The organism is Bordetella parapertussis, assembly GCF_020735925.1.
Taxonomy (GTDB): Bacteria; Pseudomonadota; Gammaproteobacteria; order Burkholderiales; family Burkholderiaceae_B; genus Bordetella; species Bordetella pertussis.
The window spans coordinates 1,707,799-1,724,894 of the sequence record NZ_CP085971.1; the positions used below are offsets into that span (position 1 = coordinate 1,707,799).

Consider the following 17,096-nt stretch of genomic DNA (forward strand, 5'->3'; position numbering starts at 1 on the left):
TGGAGAAACATCATGGCTTACAGCAGCAAAGTTCTGGATCACTACGAAAACCCCCGCAACGTCGGCTCGTTCGACAAGGGTGACGACTCGGTCGGCACCGGCATGGTCGGCGCGCCCGCCTGTGGCGACGTGATGAAGCTGCAGATCAAGGTCAACGAGGCCGGCGTCATCGAGGACGCGCGCTTCAAGACCTACGGCTGCGGCTCCGCGATCGCCTCCAGCTCGCTGGTGACGGAGTGGGTCAAGGGCAAGACGCTGGACGAGGCGATGAACATCCGCAACACCCAGATCGCCGAAGAGCTGGCCCTGCCGCCCGTGAAGATCCACTGCTCGATCCTCGCCGAGGACGCGATCAAGGCTGCCGTGCAGGACTACAAGACCAAGCACGGGGCCGAGACGCCCGAGGCCGTCGCGGCGAACTGACATGGCGGTTACGCTGACTCAATCGGCCGCCAACCACGTCGGCCGCTACCTGCAAAAGCGCGGCAAGGGCATCGGGCTGCGTCTGGGCGTGCGCACGACCGGCTGCTCGGGCATGGCCTACAAGCTGGAGTACGTCGACGAGCAGGCTGCTGACGACGTGGTGTTCGACAGCTTCGGGGTCAAGGTTTTCATCGACCCCAAGAGCCTGGCGTACCTGGACGGCACCGAGCTGGACTACGCGCGCGAGGGCCTGAACGAAGGGTTCAGGTTCAGCAACCCCAACGAGAAGGCGACCTGCGGCTGCGGCGAGTCGTTCACGGTGTAGTCTTGGCGGCAGACGACCATTTCAGCCTGTTCGGCTTGCCGGCCCGGTTTGCGTTGGATCCGGTCCAGCTCGAACAGGCCTGGCGCGCCGTGGCGGCGCGCGTGCATCCTGATCGTTATGCCACGGCCAGTGCCGCCGAGCGCCGGGTCGCCATGCAGTGGGCGGCGCGCGCCAACGAGGCCTACCGGCAGTTGCGCGACCCCATGCTGCGCGCCCGCTACCTGTGCGAGCAGGCGGGCGTGGACCTGCAGACCGAAAGCAATACGGCGATGGATCCGGCTTTCCTGATGCAGCAGATGGAATGGCGCGAAATGCTCGACGATGCGCGCCGCGATCCGGCCGCTTTCGCGGCCCTGCGCGCCGAGCTGGAACAGGCGCGGCTGCGGATGCAGCAGACGCTGTCGGAGCTGATCGACGAGCGCGGCGACTACCAGCAGGCCGGCACCAAGGTGCGCGAATGGATGTTCGTGGAAAAACTGGCGCAGGAGCTGAGCGCGGCGCAACCCATGCAATAGCCCTGGCTCGGGGCGGCGGCGCGTGGCGCGTCCACGCGGCGGCGGCCGGCCCGATGCGCGGCAACCGATGACCCGCTTGTGCGGTGCCGCGTCCGGCATCGCCAGGCACCAGAGATTCTCAAGCACAACATGGCTTTATTGCAGATTTCCGAGCCGGGCGATTCGCCCGCCCCGCACCAGCGCAAGCTGGCCGTGGGTATAGACCTGGGCACGACCAATTCGCTGGTGGCCGCGGTGCGCAGCAGCGTGCCCGAAGTGCTGGCCGACGCGCAAGGGCAGGTCCTGCTGCCGTCGGCCGTGCGCTACCTGGACGGCGGCGCGGTGCGAATCGGCCGCGAGGCCCTGCTGGAGCAGGCGCGCGATCCGCTGAACACCATCGTTTCGGTCAAGCGCTTCATGGGCCGCAGCGCGGCCGACGCCCTGGCCAGTGGCGCGCCGTACGAGTTCGTCGACGCGCCCGGCATGGTGCGCCTGCGCACGGTCCAGGGCGATCTCAGTCCGGTCGAGGTCTCGGCGCAGATCCTGGCGGTGCTGCGCCAGCGCGCGGAAGACGTGCTGGGCGACGACCTGGTGGGCGCGGTGATCACCGTGCCGGCGTATTTCGACGACGCGCAGCGCCAGGCCACGCGCGATGCCGCGCGGCTGGCCGGCCTGAATGTGCTGCGCCTGCTCAACGAGCCGACCGCGGCGGCCATCGCCTATGGGCTGGACCAGGCCGCCGAAGGCATTTACGCGGTGTATGACCTGGGCGGCGGCACGTTCGATATTTCCATTCTGCGCCTGACCCAGGGCGTGTTCGAAGTGATTGCCACGGGTGGCGATACGGCGCTGGGCGGGGACGATTTCGACAGCGCCATCGTGGCCCATGCCTGCGCCGGCGAGGACGTGGCGGCATTGCCCGTGGCCGACCGGCGCGCCTTGCTGGTGGCCGCTCGCGCCGCGCGCGAGGCGCTGACCGACCAGGCGCAGGCGCCGTTCGAGGTGACGCTGCGCGACGGTCGCGCCATCCAGGCGACGCTGACCCGCGCGCAGTTCGAGCAGCTGGCCGAGCCGCTGGTCGGACGCACGCTGGAGAGCGCGCGGCGCGCGCTGCGCGATGCCGGACTGGCGGTCGGCGACGTGCGCGGCGTGGTGATGGTGGGCGGGGCGACCCGCATGCCGGTGGTGCGCCAGCAGGTCGGCGCGCTGTTCGGCACCGAGCCGCTGACCAACCTGGACCCCGACCAGGTGGTGGCGCTGGGCGCCGCCCTGCAGGCCAACCTGCTGGCGGGCAACCGCCCGCCGGGCGAGGACTGGCTGCTGCTGGATGTCATCCCGCTGTCGCTGGGCCTGGAAACCATGGGCGGGCTGGTCGAGCGCATCATCCCGCGCAACAGCACCATCCCCGTGGCGCGCGCGCAGGAGTTCACCACCTTCAAGGATGGCCAGACCGCCATGAGCGTGCATGTGGTGCAGGGCGAGCGCGACCTGGTGTCCGATTGCCGCTCGCTGGCGCGCTTCGAGCTGCGCGGCATTCCGCCCATGGTGGCGGGCGCGGCGCGCATCCGCGTCACCTTCCAGGTCGACGCCGATGGCCTGTTGAGCGTGACGGCGCGTGAGCAGAGCACCGGGGTCGAGGCGGCGGTAGCGGTCAAGCCCTCGTACGGCCTGTCCGATGACGAGATTGCCCGCATGCTGGCCGATAGCGTGACCCAGGCCGACAGCGATGCACGCGCGCGCATGCTGCGCGAGCAGCAGGTCGAGGCGCGCCAGCTGGTGGAATCGGTGGGCGCGGCCCTGGCCGCCGATGGCGACCTGCTGGATCCGGCCGAACGCGCCACCGTGGACCAGCGCCTGCAGGCGGCGGCGCAGGCGCAGTCGCTCGACGACGTCGAAGCCGTTCGGGCCGCGGTGCAGGCGCTGTCGGATGCGACAGAAGAATTCGCCGCGCGGCGCATGGACCGCAGCATCCGCGCCGCGCTGGCCGGCCGTAAACTCGATGAACTCGCCTGACTGGACACCATGCCGAAACTGACTGTATTGCCTCACCCCGACGTCTGCCCGGAGGGCGCCGTCATCGAGGACGCGCCCAAGGGCGTGTCGATCTGCCGGGTGATGCTGGATAACCATATCGAAATCGAACACGCCTGCGAGCTGTCCTGTGCCTGCACCACCTGCCACGTGGTCGTGCGCCAGGGGTTCAATTCGCTCGAAGATGCGACCGACGACGAGGAAGACCTGCTGGACAAGGCCTGGGGCCTGACGTCGACGTCGCGCCTGTCGTGCCAGGCGCTGATCGGCGAGGAAGACCTGACCGTGGAAATCCCGAAGTACACGATCAACCACGCCAAGGAGCAGCACTGATGAAGTGGACCGACATCTACGAGATTGCGGCCGCCCTGGCCGATACGCATCCCGACGCGGACCCGCAGACCGTGCGCTTCACCCAGTTGCGCGAATGGGTGCTGGGCCTGCCGGGTTTCGCCGATGATCCCGCGCATTGCGGCGAGAAGATCCTCGAGGCCATCCAGATGGCCTGGATCGAGGAAATGGACTGAGTCGCCGCGGCCGGCGCGGCACCCGGGCAAGGGCCCCGTCATCGACGGGGCCCTTGCCGTTTCGGGGCCGCGCGGCCGGGGTATCATCGGTCCTGGCATTCCGCTTTCAACCGAACCGATCGCTCCATGACGACTGCTTCCCTGCGCTTCGGCCTTGCCGCCAATCGCCTGCACCACGAAACGCCTGACGCGGCCCTGTTTACCTGGCTGCGCGCCTGCTCGGCCACGATCCGCGAGATGGGCATCCAGTTGCATACGGTGGGCCGCACCCACGATGCCATCGTGCGCGAGGACATGCTGCAGGGCTATAGCGGACTGGTGCGCTATCCGTACGGGCGCGAGGGCGGCCTGATGAAGCTGGTGGCGCGCGTGACCGAGGGCCGCGATGGCGATGCGCCGTTCGACGGCGCCATCTACCTGATCGACCCGGTGGATCCGTCGTCGATCTTTCCCGAGGCGCTGGCGCTCAAGCGCCAGTGCATCACGCACGGCCGGCCGTTCATCTCGACGCTGGCGGGCGCCATCGAGTGGATCGAGGTCGAGCGGGTGCTGGCCGGCCTGGCGCCGGACGCCACCGCGGCGCGGCTGTTCGATTTCACCGGCCAGACCCTGGCCTTGATTTCCCACGATGCGCTCAAGGAAGAGATGGTGGCCTTTGCCGCCGAGCATTTCGATCTGCTGTCGCAGTTCGCGCGGCGCGTGGCCACGGGCACGACCGGCGGCCTGCTCAATGACCTGGCCTGGTCGCGCGGCTGGCCCAAGGATCGCCCGTGGGTACACCGCTACCTGAGCGGGCCCTTGGGCGGCGACGCGCAGATCGCCGAACTGGTGCTGGAGCATCAGTGCCAGCGCGTGATCTTCTTCGAGGACCCGCACGTGGCGCGCCAGCACGAGGCCGACATCCAGTTGCTGGAGCGGGCCGTGCGCGTGGTGACCGCCTCGGCCACCTGCGCTACCTCGCCGTCGGTGGCGCGCCGCTGGGCCCAGGCGGTACAGCGCCGGCAGGCCGGCCGCGCCTAGGTCGCGCGCGGCGCCCGGGCCGCCTCAGGCGCCGGTGAAGCGGGGCGGGCGTTTGGCCAGGAAGGCCTGCGCGCCTTCGGCGAAGTCGGCGCGTCCGGCCGCCGCCAGGAAGGCGGCGGCTTCATCCTCGAGCTGCTGTTCCAGCGATGTGGCAGGCGCCTGGCGCAGCAGGCGCTTGGCTGCAGCCACGCCGTGCGGCGCATGGGCGGCCAGTTCGCGCGCATAGGCCAGCGCCTGGTCGGCTCGCTCGGCCGCCGGCGCCACGCGATCGACCAGTCCCCACTGCAGCGCCTGCGCGGCGTCGATGGGTTCGGCGCGCAGCAGCAGCGCCAGCGCGCGGCGGCGGCCCAGCAGATGGGCCAGCGCATGGGTCATGCCGGCATCGGGCGTGGCGCCCAGTTTCAGGTAGGCCGTGACCAGCCGCGCGTCGTCGGCGGCGATCGCCAGGTCGCAGGCCAGCGCCAGGGACAGGCCCGCGCCGGCGGCCACGCCGTGCACATCGGCCAGCCACAGCTGGTCCATGGCGGCGATGCGCGCCACGCAATCGTTGAGCGGCGTGAACAGCGCCCGCAGGCTGGCGCGGATGTCCTCGGGCGGGCCCTGGAACAGGGCGATGTCGCCGCCGGCGCAAAAGACCTTGCCGGCGCCGCGCAGCAGCACCACGCGTAGCGCCGCGCGGCCTTGCAGCCAGCGGGCCGCGGCCTGCAGGTCGCGCGCCATGGCGATGTCGATGGCATTGAGCGCGGCGGGGCGGTCCAGGGTAAGGATGGCGAGCGCGCCATCGGTCTGCAAGGTCAGGGTGCCATAGCGCGGCGGCTGGTCGGCGGCGGACATGGTTCGGTCTCCGTATGGGGTAAATACCAATTCTTGATTCAAAAACCGCGATGCTATGTTGCGAACCAAGCGCTTGCTCGGTTGGGGGATCGACCCGGCTAGCGTAACGCACCGCGGGCCGGTGTGAACAGGCTGCTCGCAGTACTCGCTGCACGTATGACCAGGCTGCACGAACGCATTCCGGCAGGATTGGCGCGCAAGCAGGCAAGGATCGGGCCAATCCGCTGTCAGACCCAGAACACGTCGCAATAGACGCGAGGAGACGGCAGGTGGCGCAGTCAGAGCAAGACCCATTGCTGCGGGTCGATGGGGTGACGCTGGCTTTCGGCGGGATCAAGGCGCTGACCGGCGTGGGCTTCGCGGTGAGCCCCGGCTCCATCACGACGGTGATCGGCCCCAATGGCGCGGGCAAGACGTCGCTGTTCAACACGATCTCCGGCTTCTACACGCCCGACGCGGGCAGCATCCACTTCCTGGGCCAGGACATCACGCGCCTGCCGGCGCCGCGGCGCGCCCGCCTGGGCCTGGCGCGCAGCTTCCAGAACATCGCGCTGTTTCGCGGCATGACGGTGCTGGACAACATCAAGCTGGGCCGGCATGCGCACCTGCGCAGCAACGTGCTGGACGCGCTGCTGTACCTGGGCCGGGCGCGGCGCGAGGAAATGGCGCTGCGCGCCGATATCGAGACGCGCATCATCGACTTCCTGGAGATCGACCATATCCGCCATGCACCCGTGGCGGCGCTGTCGTATGGCCTGCAAAAGCGCGTCGAGCTGGCGCGCGCGCTGGCGATGCAGCCGCGCATCCTGATGCTGGACGAGCCGGTGGCGGGCATGAACCGCGAGGAGACCGAGGATATGGCGCGCTTCATCCTGGATGCGCGCGCCGAATGGGGCGTGACCGTGCTCATGGTGGAGCACGACATGGGCATGGTGATGGACCTGTCCGATCATGTCGTGGTGCTGAACTTCGGCCAGGTGATCGCCGACGGCACGCCGGCGCAGGTGCAGGCCGATCCCGAAGTGATCAAGGCTTACCTGGGCGCGGGCGAGGTGGGCGAGCTGCGGCGCCGCCTGGCGGCGCAGGCGGCCTGATGGACGCCCTGTTCTTCCTGGAGGTGACGCTGGCCGGCCTGGGCGGCGGCGCGCTGTATGCGCTGGCGGCGCTGGCTTTCGTGATCGTCTACAAGGCCACGCGGGTGGTCAACATCGCCATCGGCGAGTTCCTGATGATGGGCGCGTATGCATTCTACGCGTTCGCCGCCGACATGCAATGGCCGGTGTGGGCCGCGATCGGCGGCGCCATCCTGGCCTCGGCATTGCTGGGTGCGCTGGTCGAGCGGGTGGCGATCCGCCCGATGCTGGGCGAGTCGCCGATCTCGGTGTTCATGATCACGGTGGGGCTGGCGTCCATCCTGGTGGGAGTAGTCGAACTGGTATGGACGGCCGACCAGCGCCGCCTGCCCGAGTTCATGCCGCGCGATCCGGTCATGATCGGCGAGGCCTTCGTCGCGTCCAAGGTGTTCTACGGGTTCTGGGTGGCGGTGGGGCTGGCGGCGCTGGTGCTGCTGGTGTTTCGCTACTGGCGCGGCGGCGTGGCGCTGCGCGCCACGGCGGCCGACCAGGGCGCCGCCTACGCCATGGGCATCAACGTGCCGCGCGTGTTCTCGCTGGCCTGGGCGGCGGCCGGCGCCATGGCCGCGGTGGCCGGCCTGATCGTCGGCGCGATCGGCGGCATTTCCTCGTCCATGGGCGCGTTCGGCCTGTCGGTGCTGGTCGTGGTGATCGTGGGCGGCCTGGACAGCGTCGCGGGCGCGCTGCTGGGCGGCCTTTTCATCGGCCTGGTGGAGGCCTGGGCCGGCGCCTACCTGGGCGGGGAGTACAAGCTGCTGGTGACGTTCGTGGTGCTGGTGGCGACGCTGATGGCGCGGCCGTATGGGTTGTTCGGAACCCGCGAAATCGAGAGGCTCTGACCCATGCGCATCGCGACCGCCAAGCAGACCTACCAGGCCGACGAGGCGCTGTTCGACACGGCCACGCAGCGCGTGTGGCTGGCGCTGCTGCTGGCCGCCCTGGCGCTGTTTCCCTTCCTGGCCAATGCCTATTGGCTGTACCTGGCCTGCCTGGTGGCGATCCATGTGGCCAGCGCCACCGGGCTGAACATCCTGACCGGCTATACCGGGCTGGTCAGCCTGGGGCAGGCGGCTTTCATGGGCCTGGGCGCCTACACGGTGGCGGTGCTCGAGGTGCACGTGGGCACGCCGGCCTTGCTGAACCTGCTGGCCGCCGGCGCGGTGGTCATGCTGGGCGGGCTGGTGGTGGGCGTGCCTTCGCTGCGCGTCAAGGGGCTGTACCTGGCGATCGTCACCATCGCCGCGTCGTTCATCGCCCATTTCCTGTTCGCCAATCTGCCGCTGACCGGCGGCACGGCCGGCCTGCAGGTGCCGCCGGCGCGCCTGCTGGGCGTCGACCTGGACACCTCCTTCAAGATCTATTGGCTGATCGTGCCCATCACCGTGCTGATGGTGCTGGGCGCGGCCAACCTGTTCCGTACCCGCATCGGCCGCGCCTTCATCGCGATACGCGATCGCGATATCTCGGCCGAAGTGCTGGGCATCGACCTGCTGCGCTACAAGCTGCTGTCGTTCGGCCTGTCGTCGTTCTATGCCGGCGTGGCCGGCGGCCTGTGGGCGTATTTCTTCCGCGTGGTCACGCCCGAGAGCTTCCCGCTGATCATGTCGATCTTCTTCCTGGCCGCCATCATCGTCGGCGGCATGGGCTCGATCCTGGGCGCCATCCTGGGCGCGGTCTTCATGACCATGGTGCCCGAGTTCCTCAAGCTGGTGGTGGGATGGCTGCCGGTAGGCGACGACGCGCTCGGCCTGCTTTCGCCGGTGCGCACCATCGTGTTCGGGGCGCTGATCGTGGGCTTTCTGATTTTCGAACCGCTGGGGCTGGCCGAGATATGGCGGCGCGTGCGGCGTTTTTTCCACCTATGGCCGTTTCGCACCTGAGACGTGGCCGGCGAGTGACTACACCAGGAGACCAACCATGAGGCAATCTTCGATACGCGGCGGTCTGGCGAAATGGCTGGCGCCGTTGGCGGCGGCGGCAGTGCTGGCCGCGCCCGTGGCCCAGGCGGCCGAGGATCTGGTGATCGGCGGCTCGATCCCCTTGAGCGGCGTGTTCGCCTTCGCCGGACAGGGCATCCATGCCGGCATCGGCGATTATGTGAAGATGGTCAACGAAGAGGGCGGCGTGGCAGGCCGCAAGCTGGTGTACGTGCCCGAGGACACGGCGTACAAGGTCGATGCCTCGGTGGCGGCGTTCAAGAAGATCACCAGCCAGAACAAGGTCAATTTCTACTACGGCGATTCGACCGGCTTCTCCAAGACCATCAACGCCGAGCTGAACCGTGCCGGCACCATGATCATGACGGGGGCGTCGTTCGCCACGTCGCTGAACGACCCCGCGAAATACCCCAACCAGTTCATGCTGGGCCCGGACTACACCGAGATGTTCGGCATCCTGCTGCGCTATATCGCCAAGGAGCAGCCGGGCGCCAAGGTGGCGTTCGTGTATTCCGATACCGAGTTCGGGCGCGATCCGATCACCAGTTCGCGCGCGGTGGCCGAGAAGCTGGGGCTGAAGGTGGTCACCGAGATCATGACGCCGCCGGGCAGCGTCGATGTGTCGACCGAGGTGATCAAGCTGCGCCGCGCCGCGCCGGACTACACCATTTTCCATGGCTATGTCCTGGCGCCGATTCCGGAGTTCGTCGGCCAGGGCAAGCGCATGGGCCTGAAGACGCGCTACATGGGCACCTTCTGGACCATGGACAACTCCACGGTCATGCAGATGGGCGAGGACGCGGACGGCTTCATGGGCGTGATGCCCTATCGCTACTACTACGATGACGCCGCCGACGCGCCGATGCTCAAGAAGATCCGCGCCATGCGCCCGGATTACCAGAGCACCGGCTACATGCAGGGCTTCCTGGCGGCCATGCTGTTCGCCGAGACGGCCAAGCGCACGCTGGCGGCCGACAAGCCGCTGACGGCGGCAAACATGAAGGCCACGCTCGACGCCATCAAGGACTTCGACACCGGCGGGCTGATCGGGGTGCCGATCTCGATCAAGGGCAATTCGATTCCGGTGGGCCGCATCTACCGCGCCGACGCCAAGCAGAAGAAGATGCTGCCGGTCTCGGATTGGATCGTGCTGGATTGAGGCGGCCGTGACGACATCCGCCGCGCCGGTGCTGGCCATCAACAACATCGAAGTGGTCTACAACAAGGCCGTGCAGGTGCTGCGGGGCCTGTCGCTGGAGGTGCCGCGCGGCGGCATCGTGGCCTTGCTGGGCAGCAACGGCGCCGGCAAGTCCACCACGCTGAAGGCGGTGTCGCGCCTGCTGGAGCTGGAGGATGGCGCGCTGGTCAGCGGCGCCATCCGCTTCCAGGGCAGCGACACGGCCGGGCGCGCGCCGCAGGCGCTGGTGCGCGCGGGGCTGGCGCACGTGATGGAAGGGCGGCGGGTGTTCGAGGACCTGACCGTGGAGGAGAACCTGGTGGCGGCCACCTACGCGCTGAGCGGGCGCGCCGGCGCGCGCCCCGATTTCGATCTGGTGTATGGCTACTTCCCGCGGCTGTACGAGCGGCGCCGCGGGCTGGCGGGCTATCTGTCGGGCGGCGAGCAGCAGATGCTGGCGATAGGCCGGGCGCTGATCGCCCAGCCCAGCCTGATGCTGCTGGACGAGCCGTCGCTGGGCCTGTCGCCCATGCTGGTCGAGAGCATTTTCTCGATCATCGCGCGCATCAATGCCGAGCAGGGCGTCTCGATGCTGCTGGTGGAGCAGAACGCCTCGGTCGCGCTGGCGGTGGCGCACTACGGTTACATCATGGAGACCGGCAAGGTGGTGATAGACGGCAGCGCCGAGCGGCTGGCCGGCGACCCCGATGTGCGGGAGTTCTATCTGGGCGTGGGCGGCGGCGGCGAGGCGCGCGGCTTTCGCCAGCTCAAGCACTACAAGCGCCGCAAGCGCTGGCTGTCATGACGCGCGCGAGCATGCACCCACGCGCCGAAGGCCCGCCACGGGGCGATTGGCCCGCCCTGACCCTGCCGCAGATGCTGCGCGAGCAGGCGCGGCGCCAGCCGGCGCGCATCGCGCTGCGCCAGAAGGACTACGGCATCTGGCAGCCGATCGACTGGGCCACGTACTGGCGGCGCGCCTGCCAGGTGGCGCTGGGGTTGCGCGCGGCCGGCCTGGAGCCGGGCGGCAAGGTGGCCATCATTGCCGAGAACCGGCTCGAGTGGCTGCTGGCCCAGATGGGCGCGGGCGTGCTGGGCGCGGTGCCGGTCGGCGTGTATTGCACCAGCCCGGCCGCCGAGGTGGGCTACGTGCTGGAGCACGCCGAGGTCGACATGGTGGTGTGCGAGGACCAGGAGCAGACCGACAAGGTGCTGGAGGTCGCGGCGCGCCTGCCCGGGCTGCGGCGCATCGTCGTGATGGAAACCAAGGGCCTGCGCAACCACGCCGAGGCCGAGCGCGCGCGCATGATCAGTTTCGCCGAGCTGGAGGCGCGCGGCGCGCAATGCGGCGCGGCCGAGCAGGCGCGCCTGGAGCAGGCGCTGGATGCGCAGACGCTCGATGACGTCGGGCTGATGATCTATACGTCGGGCTCGACCGGCAAGCCCAAGGGCGCCATGATCAGCTATCGCAATATGCGCGGGGTGGCGCCGGGCATCGCGGACCGCCTGGACATGGACGCGGGCAGCGTGCATCTGTCGTACCTGCCGCTGTGCCACGTGGCCGAACAGATGCTGTCGACCTTCGTGCCCGTCTACCTGGGCTCGCAGGTCAATTTCGGCGAGTCCATCCGCACGGTGCAGGAGGATTTGCGCGAAGTGGCGCCCACGGTGTTCCTGGGCGTGCCGCGCATCTGGGAAAAACTGCATGCGGCCATCTCGATCAAGATGCAGGAGTCGGGGCGCTTGCGCCGCTGGCTGTATGCGCGCGCGCTGCGCGGCTGCGCGCCGTTCCTGGAGCTGTCGCGCGCCCGCTACGGCTGGCGCGAACGGCTGGTGTATGGCTGGCATTACGCGCTGATCCTGCGCGCGTTGCACAACTTCGTGGGGCTGCGGCGGGTCAAGGTGGCCATGACCGGCGCGGCGCCGATTCCGCCGGAAGTGCTGCGCTACTTCCGCACGCTGGGCATCCCCCTGATCGAGGTGTACGGGTTGACCGAGTCCACCGGCATGATCTTCGGCCAGCATCCCGACCGCGTGCGCGTGGGCACGGTGGGCGAGCCCACCCTGGGCGTGCAGGCGCGGGTGGGCGAGCAGGGCGAATTGCTGGTGCGCGGCGAGATGGTGTTCCACGGCTACTACAGGAACCCGCAGGCCAGCGCGGATACGGTGCGCGACGGCTGGCTGCACACCGGCGACGTGGTGGCGCTGGAGGACGGCCAGTACCGCATCGTGGATCGGCTCAAGGACATCATGATCACCGCGGGCGGCAAGAACCTGACGCCCTCCGAGATCGAGAATGCGGTCAAGGGCAGCCCGTACGTGAAGGAGTGCATCGCCATCGGCGACCAGCGGCGCTATGTCGCCGCGCTGATCCAGATCGAGTACGACACCGTGGCCAAATGGGCTGAACTCAACGGCATTGCCTATACGCATTTTCGCTCGCTGGCCGAGCATCCGCGCGTACGCCAGCTGGTGCACGGCGAAGTCGAGCGCGCCAACGCCGCACTGGCCCAGGTGGCGCGGGTCAAGCGCTTCCACCTGCTGGTGAAAGAGCTGGACCATGACGACGGCGAGGTGACCGCGACCATGAAAGTGCGGCGCGCCAGCATCGCGCAGGCTTACCGCAGCGAGATCGAGGCGCTGTACCGGCAGGAGGAGGCGGCATGAGCGAGACAGGCAGGCAGGTGGCGGTGCGTACCGGCGCGGTCCGGTGTTGCGTATCCAGCGCCTGAAGGAGCGGGGCCCATGCACGCCAGCTCCCGCGGGACCGAAGAGGCGGCCGGATCGCCGCGACGCGCCGACGTGATCGCCACCGCCGGCGAGCTGTTCCGGCTGCACGGCTATGAGCGTACGACGGTGCGCGAGCTGGCGCGCGCGGTTGGCCTGCAATCGGGCAGCCTGTTCCACCATTTCCGCAGCAAGGAGGAGATCCTGGTGGCGGTGATGTCGGAGGGCATCGAGGAAGTGCTGGAGCAGGGCGCGCTGGCGCTGGCGCACTACCAGGACCCCGGGGCGCGCCTGGCGGCGCTGTTCCGGGTGCACATGTGGAGCATGCTCAAGGGGGCCGGGGGCGACGCCATGAACGCGCTGGTGTACGAGTGGCGCAGCCTGTCGCCGGCCGCTCGCGGCGGGGTCAAGGCGTTGAGCGATCGCTACGAGGACATGTGGCAGGACGCGGTGGACGATGCGTTGCGCGCCGGGCTGGTCGACGGCGATGCGCGCGTCATCAAGCGCTACCTGTTGGGCGGGTTGAACCTGACCGTGCAATGGTACAGGCCGCAGGGGCGGCTGGAACCTGGCGATTTCATCGAGGCCATGCTGCGCGCGGCGCTGCCCGGCTTGCCGCCCGGCACCGGGGCGTGGCCGCTGCGGGACTAGCCGCGCTGGCGGAAGAACGACACCAGCGCCGCGATGGCGCAGACCACGCCGATGGCCAGCAGCACGATGGCGACCGGTTGCAGGAAATCGGCCTGGCCGCGATAGCCGCCGCCGCTGCCGCCTGCCATGGCGGTCACCAACAGGAAAGCGCTGAGCAGTGCGCCGGCCAGGGCCAGCACCGCGGCGACGCCGAGGTACAGGGGCATGCGCCGGCGGCCGGCCGGCAGCGCGCGCAGCGGCCGCGGCGCGGCGGCGGGACGCGCGCGCCGGGACAGCAGGAGGTAGGCCAGCGCCGCCACGCACGCGGCAAGCAGGATGATCTTGGCAAGCATGGCGGGCCGGCGCGGGTCAGTCTTCCCGGCGCAGGTGCGGGAAGAGGATGACGTCGCGGATGCTGGGGCTGTCGGTCAGCAGCATGACCAGGCGGTCGATGCCGATGCCGCAGCCGCCGGTGGGGGGCATGCCGTATTCGAGCGCGCGGATGTAGTCGGCGTCGAAGTACATGGCTTCTTCGTCGCCGGCGTCCTTGGCCTCGACCTGGGCGCGGAAACGCTCGGCCTGGTCTTCAGGGTCGTTGAGCTCGGAGAAGCCGTTGGCGATTTCGCGTCCGGTGATGAACAGTTCGAAGCGCTCGGTAATGCCGTCGCGGGTGTCCGAGGCGCGCGCCAGGGGCGAGACCTCGACCGGGTAGTCGATGATGTAGGTGGGGCGCCACAGCCTGGCTTCGGCGGTTTCCTCGAACAGCGCCAGTTGCAGCGCGCCCAGGCCGGCGCGCGCCAGCGGCGGACCCTCGACGTTGGCTCCCAGTTTCCTGAGCTCGGCGCGCACGAACGCGGGGTCGTCGAGCTGCGCCTGGGTATAGCCCTCGGCGTACTTCAGGATGGCTTCGCAGATCGTCAGGTGGTCGAACGGCTGGGACAGGTCCAGCTCGCGGTCCTGGTAGCTGAGCACGGCGCTGCCGGTGGCCGCGATCGCGGCCTGGCGGATCAGGTCCTCGGTGAAGTCCATCAGCCAGCGATAGTCGGCGTACGCGGCGTAGAACTCCATCATGGTGAACTCGGGGTTGTGGCGCGGGCTCACCCCCTCGTTGCGGAAGTTGCGGTTGATTTCGAACACGCGCTCGAAGCCGCCGACGATCAGGCGCTTGAGGTAAAGCTCGGGCGCGATGCGCAGGAACATCTGCATGTCCAGCGCATTGTGGTGGGTCACGAAGGGCTTGGCCGCCGCGCCACCGGGAATCGGGTGCAGCATCGGCGTCTCGACTTCGAAAAAGCCCGCATTGAGCATGGCCTGGCGGATGCCGCCGACGGCCTTGCTGCGCGCCTCGAAGGTGCGGCGGGTGGCGTCGGTCATGATGAGGTCGACGTAGCGCTGGCGGTAGCGCAGCTCCTGGTCGGCCACGCCATGGAACTTGTCGGGCAGCGGACGCAGCGACTTCGACAGCAGGCGCGCCGAGTTGGCGTGCACCGACAGCTCGCCCTTGTTGGTCTTAAAGACCGGCCCCTCGATGGCGATGATGTCGCCGATGTCCCATTGCTTGAAAGCGGCGTAGGCCTCTTCGCCGAGCGTGCCGCGCTCGAGGTAGATCTGGATGCGGCCGCTGCCGTCCTGCAGCGTGGCGAAGCTGGCCTTGCCCATGACGCGCTTGAGCATCATGCGGCCGGCCACCTTGACCGTGACCGCCGCGGCCGTCAGCGCCTCCTGGTCCAGGCCGTCGTACCTGGCGTGCAGGTCGGCGGCGTGCGCATCGGGCACGAAATCGTTGGGGAACGCAACGCCGGTTTCACGCAGTCTGGCCAGCTTGGCGCGCCGTTCGGCGATCAAGCGGTTTTCATCCTGGGCGGTCGGGGCGGGCGATTGGTCGGTCATGGTGGATTACTGGTAGTTGCGGATGTCGTCGATTTCGGTGGTTCCGAAATCGTCGCGATCCAGGTAGGCGAGAATGCGGGCAGCCACGTCGGCGGGCGCGGACAGCTTGCCGGTGGCGTGGAATTCCCTGAAGCGTTCCAGGGCGGGGAAATCGGCCGGGTCGCTGGCGCGGATGGCGCCCTGCATGTCGGTGTCGACGATGCCGGGCGCTAGCGCGACCACGCGCACGCCGTCCTGGCCTTGCTCCTGCTTGAGCACGCGGCTGTACATGTCGAGCGCGGCCTTGGCGGCGCAATAGACGCCCCAGCCCGCGTTCGGGTTGCGGCCGGCGCCCGAGGAAATGTTGAGCACCCGGCGGTCGGCCGGCAGGCCCTGCAAGGCCGCCACGAAGCGGGCGGTCAGCAGGACGACGGCCGTGACGTTGAGATTGAGCGCGCCGGCGATGGCCGCGCCGTCGGTCAGGCCGGCGGCCTGCGCCACCGGGCTGACGGTGCCCGCATTGTTGATGAGCAGGTAGCGGCGCGCATCGCGCGGCAGCGCGGCGCACAGGCGCTTGGCGGCGGCCCCGGCCGCGGCCGGATCGGACAGGTCGACCTGCACCTGTTCCAGGCTCGCGCCGCGCGTCCGGGCGGCGGCCTCCAGGTCGGGATCGGCGCGCCGGGCAAGCGTGATCAGGCGCGTGCCCGGCGCGAGCAGGCCGCGCGCCAGGGCGGCGCCCAGGCCTCGGGATGCGCCGGTCAGGATGGCTACGGTATCGGTCATGCGGGGAACCTCCAGGGCAGGGGCGCGGCTTACACGCCTTGCTTGAGGCTGGCCTGGATGAACGGGTCCAGGTCGCCGTCGAGCACTTTCTGGGTATTGGAAATTTCCACGTTGGTGCGCAGGTCCTTGATGCGGCTCTGGTCCAGCACGTACGAGCGGATCTGGTGGCCCCAGCCCACGTCGGTCTTGGAATCTTCCAGCTTCTGCTGCTCGGTCATGCGGTTGCGCATTTCCAGCTCGTACAGCTTGGATTTGAGCATCTGCATCGCCTCGGCCCGGTTGCGATGCTGCGAGCGGTCGTTCTGGCACTGCACCACGATACCCGATGGCGCGTGCGTGATGCGCACGGCGGAGTCGGTCTTGTTGATGTGCTGGCCGCCCGCGCCGCTGGCGCGGTAGGTGTCGATGCGCAGGTCGGCCGGGTTGACCTCGACCTCGAAGGACTCGTCGACCTCGGGGTAGACGAATACGCTGGCAAACGAGGTGTGGCGGCCGCCCGAGGAGTCGAACGGGCTCTTGCGCACCAGGCGGTGCACGCCGGTTTCGGTGCGCAGGTAGCCGAATGCGTACTCGCCTTCGATCTTGATGGTGGCCGACTTCAGGCCGGCGACGTCGCCCTCGGATTCTTCGAGGATTTCGGCTTTGAAGCCCTTGCGCTCGGCGTACTTGAGGTACTGGCGCAGCAGCATCGAGGCCCAGTCCTGCGCTTCGGTGCCGCCGGCGCCCGCCTGGATGTCGACGAAGCAGTTCAGCGGATCGGCCGGGTTGGCGAACATGCGGCGGAATTCGAGCGTTTCCAGCTTTTCCTGGAAGCGGTCGACATCGTGCTCGATGGCTTCCAGCGTGGCGTCGTCGCTATCGGCCAGCGCCAGTTCGACGAGCTCGCACGAGTCGGCCAGGCCGCTGCCCAATTCGGTCAGGGTCTCGACGACGTCTTCGAGGGATTTCTTTTCACGGCCCAGGTCCTGGGCGTGCTTGGGGTCGTTCCAGATGGCCGGGTCTTCGAGCTCGGCGTTTACGACTTGCAGGCGTTCCGATTTGGCATCGTAGTCAAAGATACCTCCGTAGAGCCTGTTCGCGCTCCGCGTAGTCTTCGAGTCGGGCGACGAGCTGGTTCTGACGTTCGGCTTCCATGATTGATCCTGATGGCTATTTGGCGAAACCGCCTATTTTAGCGTGGATGGCG

Annotated in this window: 19 protein-coding genes; 14 read left to right on the plus strand and 5 right to left on the minus strand. The window is 68.7% G+C overall.

The window, feature by feature from the left end; all coding sequences use genetic code 11:
• The first annotated feature begins 12 nt into the window (after positions 1-12).
• The 7 genes from iscU (at position 13) to LK409_RS08195 (ending at position 4,820) form a co-directional block, all read left to right on the plus strand.
• Complete coding sequence (gene iscU / locus LK409_RS08165; RefSeq protein WP_003812460.1) at positions 13-423, plus strand: Fe-S cluster assembly scaffold IscU; 411 nt, start codon at positions 13-15, stop codon at positions 421-423.
• A 1-nt stretch (position 424) separates the two neighbouring features.
• Entirely contained in the window at positions 425-748 is a 324-nt protein-coding gene (gene iscA, locus LK409_RS08170) for an iron-sulfur cluster assembly protein IscA (RefSeq protein ID WP_003812458.1), read from the plus strand.
• Positions 749-750: 2 nt separating this feature from the next.
• On the plus strand, positions 751-1,263 hold the full coding sequence (gene hscB / locus LK409_RS08175; RefSeq protein ID WP_003816823.1) for a Fe-S protein assembly co-chaperone HscB: 513 nt from the start codon (positions 751-753) through the stop codon (positions 1,261-1,263).
• A 129-nt stretch (positions 1,264-1,392) separates the two neighbouring features.
• The gene (gene hscA, locus LK409_RS08180) at positions 1,393-3,255 is read left to right on the plus strand and encodes a Fe-S protein assembly chaperone HscA (protein ID WP_010928328.1); all 1,863 of its coding nucleotides are present in this window, start codon (positions 1,393-1,395) and stop codon (positions 3,253-3,255) included.
• Positions 3,256-3,264: 9 nt separating this feature from the next.
• Entirely contained in the window at positions 3,265-3,606 is a 342-nt protein-coding gene (gene fdx / locus LK409_RS08185; protein WP_003812453.1) for an ISC system 2Fe-2S type ferredoxin, read from the plus strand.
• Complete coding sequence (gene iscX, locus LK409_RS08190; RefSeq protein WP_003812452.1) at positions 3,606-3,800, plus strand: Fe-S cluster assembly protein IscX; 195 nt, start codon at positions 3,606-3,608, stop codon at positions 3,798-3,800. The genes fdx and iscX overlap by 1 nt, the downstream gene beginning before the upstream one ends.
• A gap of 126 nt (positions 3,801-3,926) precedes the next feature.
• Entirely contained in the window at positions 3,927-4,820 is an 894-nt protein-coding gene (locus LK409_RS08195) for a methylglyoxal synthase (RefSeq protein ID WP_010928329.1), read from the plus strand.
• 24 nt (positions 4,821-4,844) lie between these two features.
• Here the strand turns inward: LK409_RS08195 and LK409_RS08200 are convergent, their stop codons facing one another.
• A complete protein-coding gene (locus LK409_RS08200; protein WP_010928330.1) occupies positions 4,845-5,654 on the minus strand; it encodes an enoyl-CoA hydratase/isomerase family protein in 810 nt (269 codons plus the stop codon).
• 269 nt (positions 5,655-5,923) lie between these two features.
• On the opposite strand from LK409_RS08200, the gene LK409_RS08205 reads away from it, so the two are divergent.
• The 7 genes from LK409_RS08205 (at position 5,924) to LK409_RS08235 (ending at position 13,279) form a co-directional block, all read left to right on the plus strand.
• Complete coding sequence (locus LK409_RS08205; RefSeq protein WP_003816828.1) at positions 5,924-6,748, plus strand: ABC transporter ATP-binding protein; 825 nt, start codon at positions 5,924-5,926, stop codon at positions 6,746-6,748.
• On the plus strand, positions 6,748-7,626 hold the full coding sequence (locus tag LK409_RS08210; protein ID WP_010928331.1) for a branched-chain amino acid ABC transporter permease: 879 nt from the start codon (positions 6,748-6,750) through the stop codon (positions 7,624-7,626). Before LK409_RS08205 ends, LK409_RS08210 begins: the two co-directional genes overlap by 1 nt.
• A gap of 3 nt (positions 7,627-7,629) precedes the next feature.
• Entirely contained in the window at positions 7,630-8,667 is a 1,038-nt protein-coding gene (locus LK409_RS08215) for a branched-chain amino acid ABC transporter permease (protein WP_010928332.1), read from the plus strand.
• A 37-nt stretch (positions 8,668-8,704) separates the two neighbouring features.
• On the plus strand, positions 8,705-9,883 hold the full coding sequence (locus LK409_RS08220) for an ABC transporter substrate-binding protein (protein ID WP_010928333.1): 1,179 nt from the start codon (positions 8,705-8,707) through the stop codon (positions 9,881-9,883).
• Between the two features lie 7 nt (positions 9,884-9,890).
• Positions 9,891-10,706, plus strand: coding sequence for an ABC transporter ATP-binding protein (locus LK409_RS08225; protein WP_010926443.1), 816 nt, complete (start codon positions 9,891-9,893; stop codon positions 10,704-10,706).
• Positions 10,703-12,568 (plus strand): AMP-dependent synthetase/ligase, encoded by a 1,866-nt coding sequence (locus LK409_RS08230; RefSeq protein WP_010926444.1) that lies wholly within the window; start codon positions 10,703-10,705, stop codon positions 12,566-12,568. The genes LK409_RS08225 and LK409_RS08230 overlap by 4 nt, the downstream gene beginning before the upstream one ends.
• Before the next feature lie 78 nt (positions 12,569-12,646).
• On the plus strand, positions 12,647-13,279 hold the full coding sequence (locus LK409_RS08235) for a TetR/AcrR family transcriptional regulator (protein WP_010928334.1): 633 nt from the start codon (positions 12,647-12,649) through the stop codon (positions 13,277-13,279).
• Here LK409_RS08235 and LK409_RS08240 read toward each other — a convergent pair.
• The 4 genes from LK409_RS08240 to prfB all read right to left on the minus strand — a co-directional run bounded on the left by LK409_RS08240 (position 13,276) and on the right by prfB (position 17,044).
• On the minus strand, positions 13,276-13,611 hold the full coding sequence (locus LK409_RS08240) for a hypothetical protein (protein ID WP_010926445.1): 336 nt from the start codon (positions 13,609-13,611) through the stop codon (positions 13,276-13,278). The two genes, LK409_RS08235 and LK409_RS08240, sit on opposite strands and share 4 nt — an antisense overlap.
• A 16-nt stretch (positions 13,612-13,627) precedes the next feature.
• Positions 13,628-15,148 carry a lysine--tRNA ligase gene (gene lysS, locus LK409_RS08245; RefSeq protein ID WP_010928335.1) on the minus strand — a complete coding sequence of 507 codons (1,521 nt, stop codon included), beginning with the start codon at positions 15,146-15,148 and terminating at the stop codon, positions 13,628-13,630.
• Positions 15,149-15,154: 6 nt separating this feature from the next.
• Entirely contained in the window at positions 15,155-15,910 is a 756-nt protein-coding gene (locus tag LK409_RS08250) for an SDR family oxidoreductase (protein WP_010926447.1), read from the minus strand.
• A gap of 29 nt (positions 15,911-15,939) precedes the next feature.
• Positions 15,940-17,044, minus strand: a protein-coding gene (gene prfB, locus LK409_RS08255; protein ID WP_010928336.1) for a peptide chain release factor 2 whose coding sequence is annotated in 2 segments (ribosomal slippage) — positions 15,940-16,962 and positions 16,964-17,044 — 1,104 coding nt in all. Because the reading frame shifts where the segments join, the coding sequence is not laid out codon by codon here.
• Between the last annotated feature and the right edge of the window lie 52 nt (positions 17,045-17,096).

What these genes read in the sequence shown, in the direction of transcription:
- lysS (WP_010928335.1), bottom strand. Translation starts at nt 15,148, where the DNA reads ATGACCGACCAATCGCCCGCCCCGACCGCCCAGGATGAAAACCGCTTG.
- iscU (WP_003812460.1), top strand. Translation starts at nt 13, where the DNA reads ATGGCTTACAGCAGCAAAGTTCTGGATCACTACGAAAACCCCCGCAAC.
- LK409_RS08235 (WP_010928334.1), top strand. Translation starts at nt 12,647, where the DNA reads ATGCACGCCAGCTCCCGCGGGACCGAAGAGGCGGCCGGATCGCCGCGA.
- LK409_RS08240 (WP_010926445.1), bottom strand. Translation starts at nt 13,611, where the DNA reads ATGCTTGCCAAGATCATCCTGCTTGCCGCGTGCGTGGCGGCGCTGGCC.
- LK409_RS08200 (WP_010928330.1), bottom strand. Translation starts at nt 5,654, where the DNA reads ATGTCCGCCGCCGACCAGCCGCCGCGCTATGGCACCCTGACCTTGCAG.
- iscA (WP_003812458.1), top strand. Translation starts at nt 425, where the DNA reads ATGGCGGTTACGCTGACTCAATCGGCCGCCAACCACGTCGGCCGCTAC.
- hscA (WP_010928328.1), top strand. Translation starts at nt 1,393, where the DNA reads ATGGCTTTATTGCAGATTTCCGAGCCGGGCGATTCGCCCGCCCCGCAC.
- LK409_RS08230 (WP_010926444.1), top strand. Translation starts at nt 10,703, where the DNA reads ATGACGCGCGCGAGCATGCACCCACGCGCCGAAGGCCCGCCACGGGGC.
- LK409_RS08210 (WP_010928331.1), top strand. Translation starts at nt 6,748, where the DNA reads ATGGACGCCCTGTTCTTCCTGGAGGTGACGCTGGCCGGCCTGGGCGGC.
- iscX (WP_003812452.1), top strand. Translation starts at nt 3,606, where the DNA reads ATGAAGTGGACCGACATCTACGAGATTGCGGCCGCCCTGGCCGATACG.
- LK409_RS08250 (WP_010926447.1), bottom strand. Translation starts at nt 15,910, where the DNA reads ATGACCGATACCGTAGCCATCCTGACCGGCGCATCCCGAGGCCTGGGC.
- fdx (WP_003812453.1), top strand. Translation starts at nt 3,265, where the DNA reads ATGCCGAAACTGACTGTATTGCCTCACCCCGACGTCTGCCCGGAGGGC.
- LK409_RS08220 (WP_010928333.1), top strand. Translation starts at nt 8,705, where the DNA reads ATGAGGCAATCTTCGATACGCGGCGGTCTGGCGAAATGGCTGGCGCCG.
- LK409_RS08195 (WP_010928329.1), top strand. Translation starts at nt 3,927, where the DNA reads ATGACGACTGCTTCCCTGCGCTTCGGCCTTGCCGCCAATCGCCTGCAC.
- LK409_RS08215 (WP_010928332.1), top strand. Translation starts at nt 7,630, where the DNA reads ATGCGCATCGCGACCGCCAAGCAGACCTACCAGGCCGACGAGGCGCTG.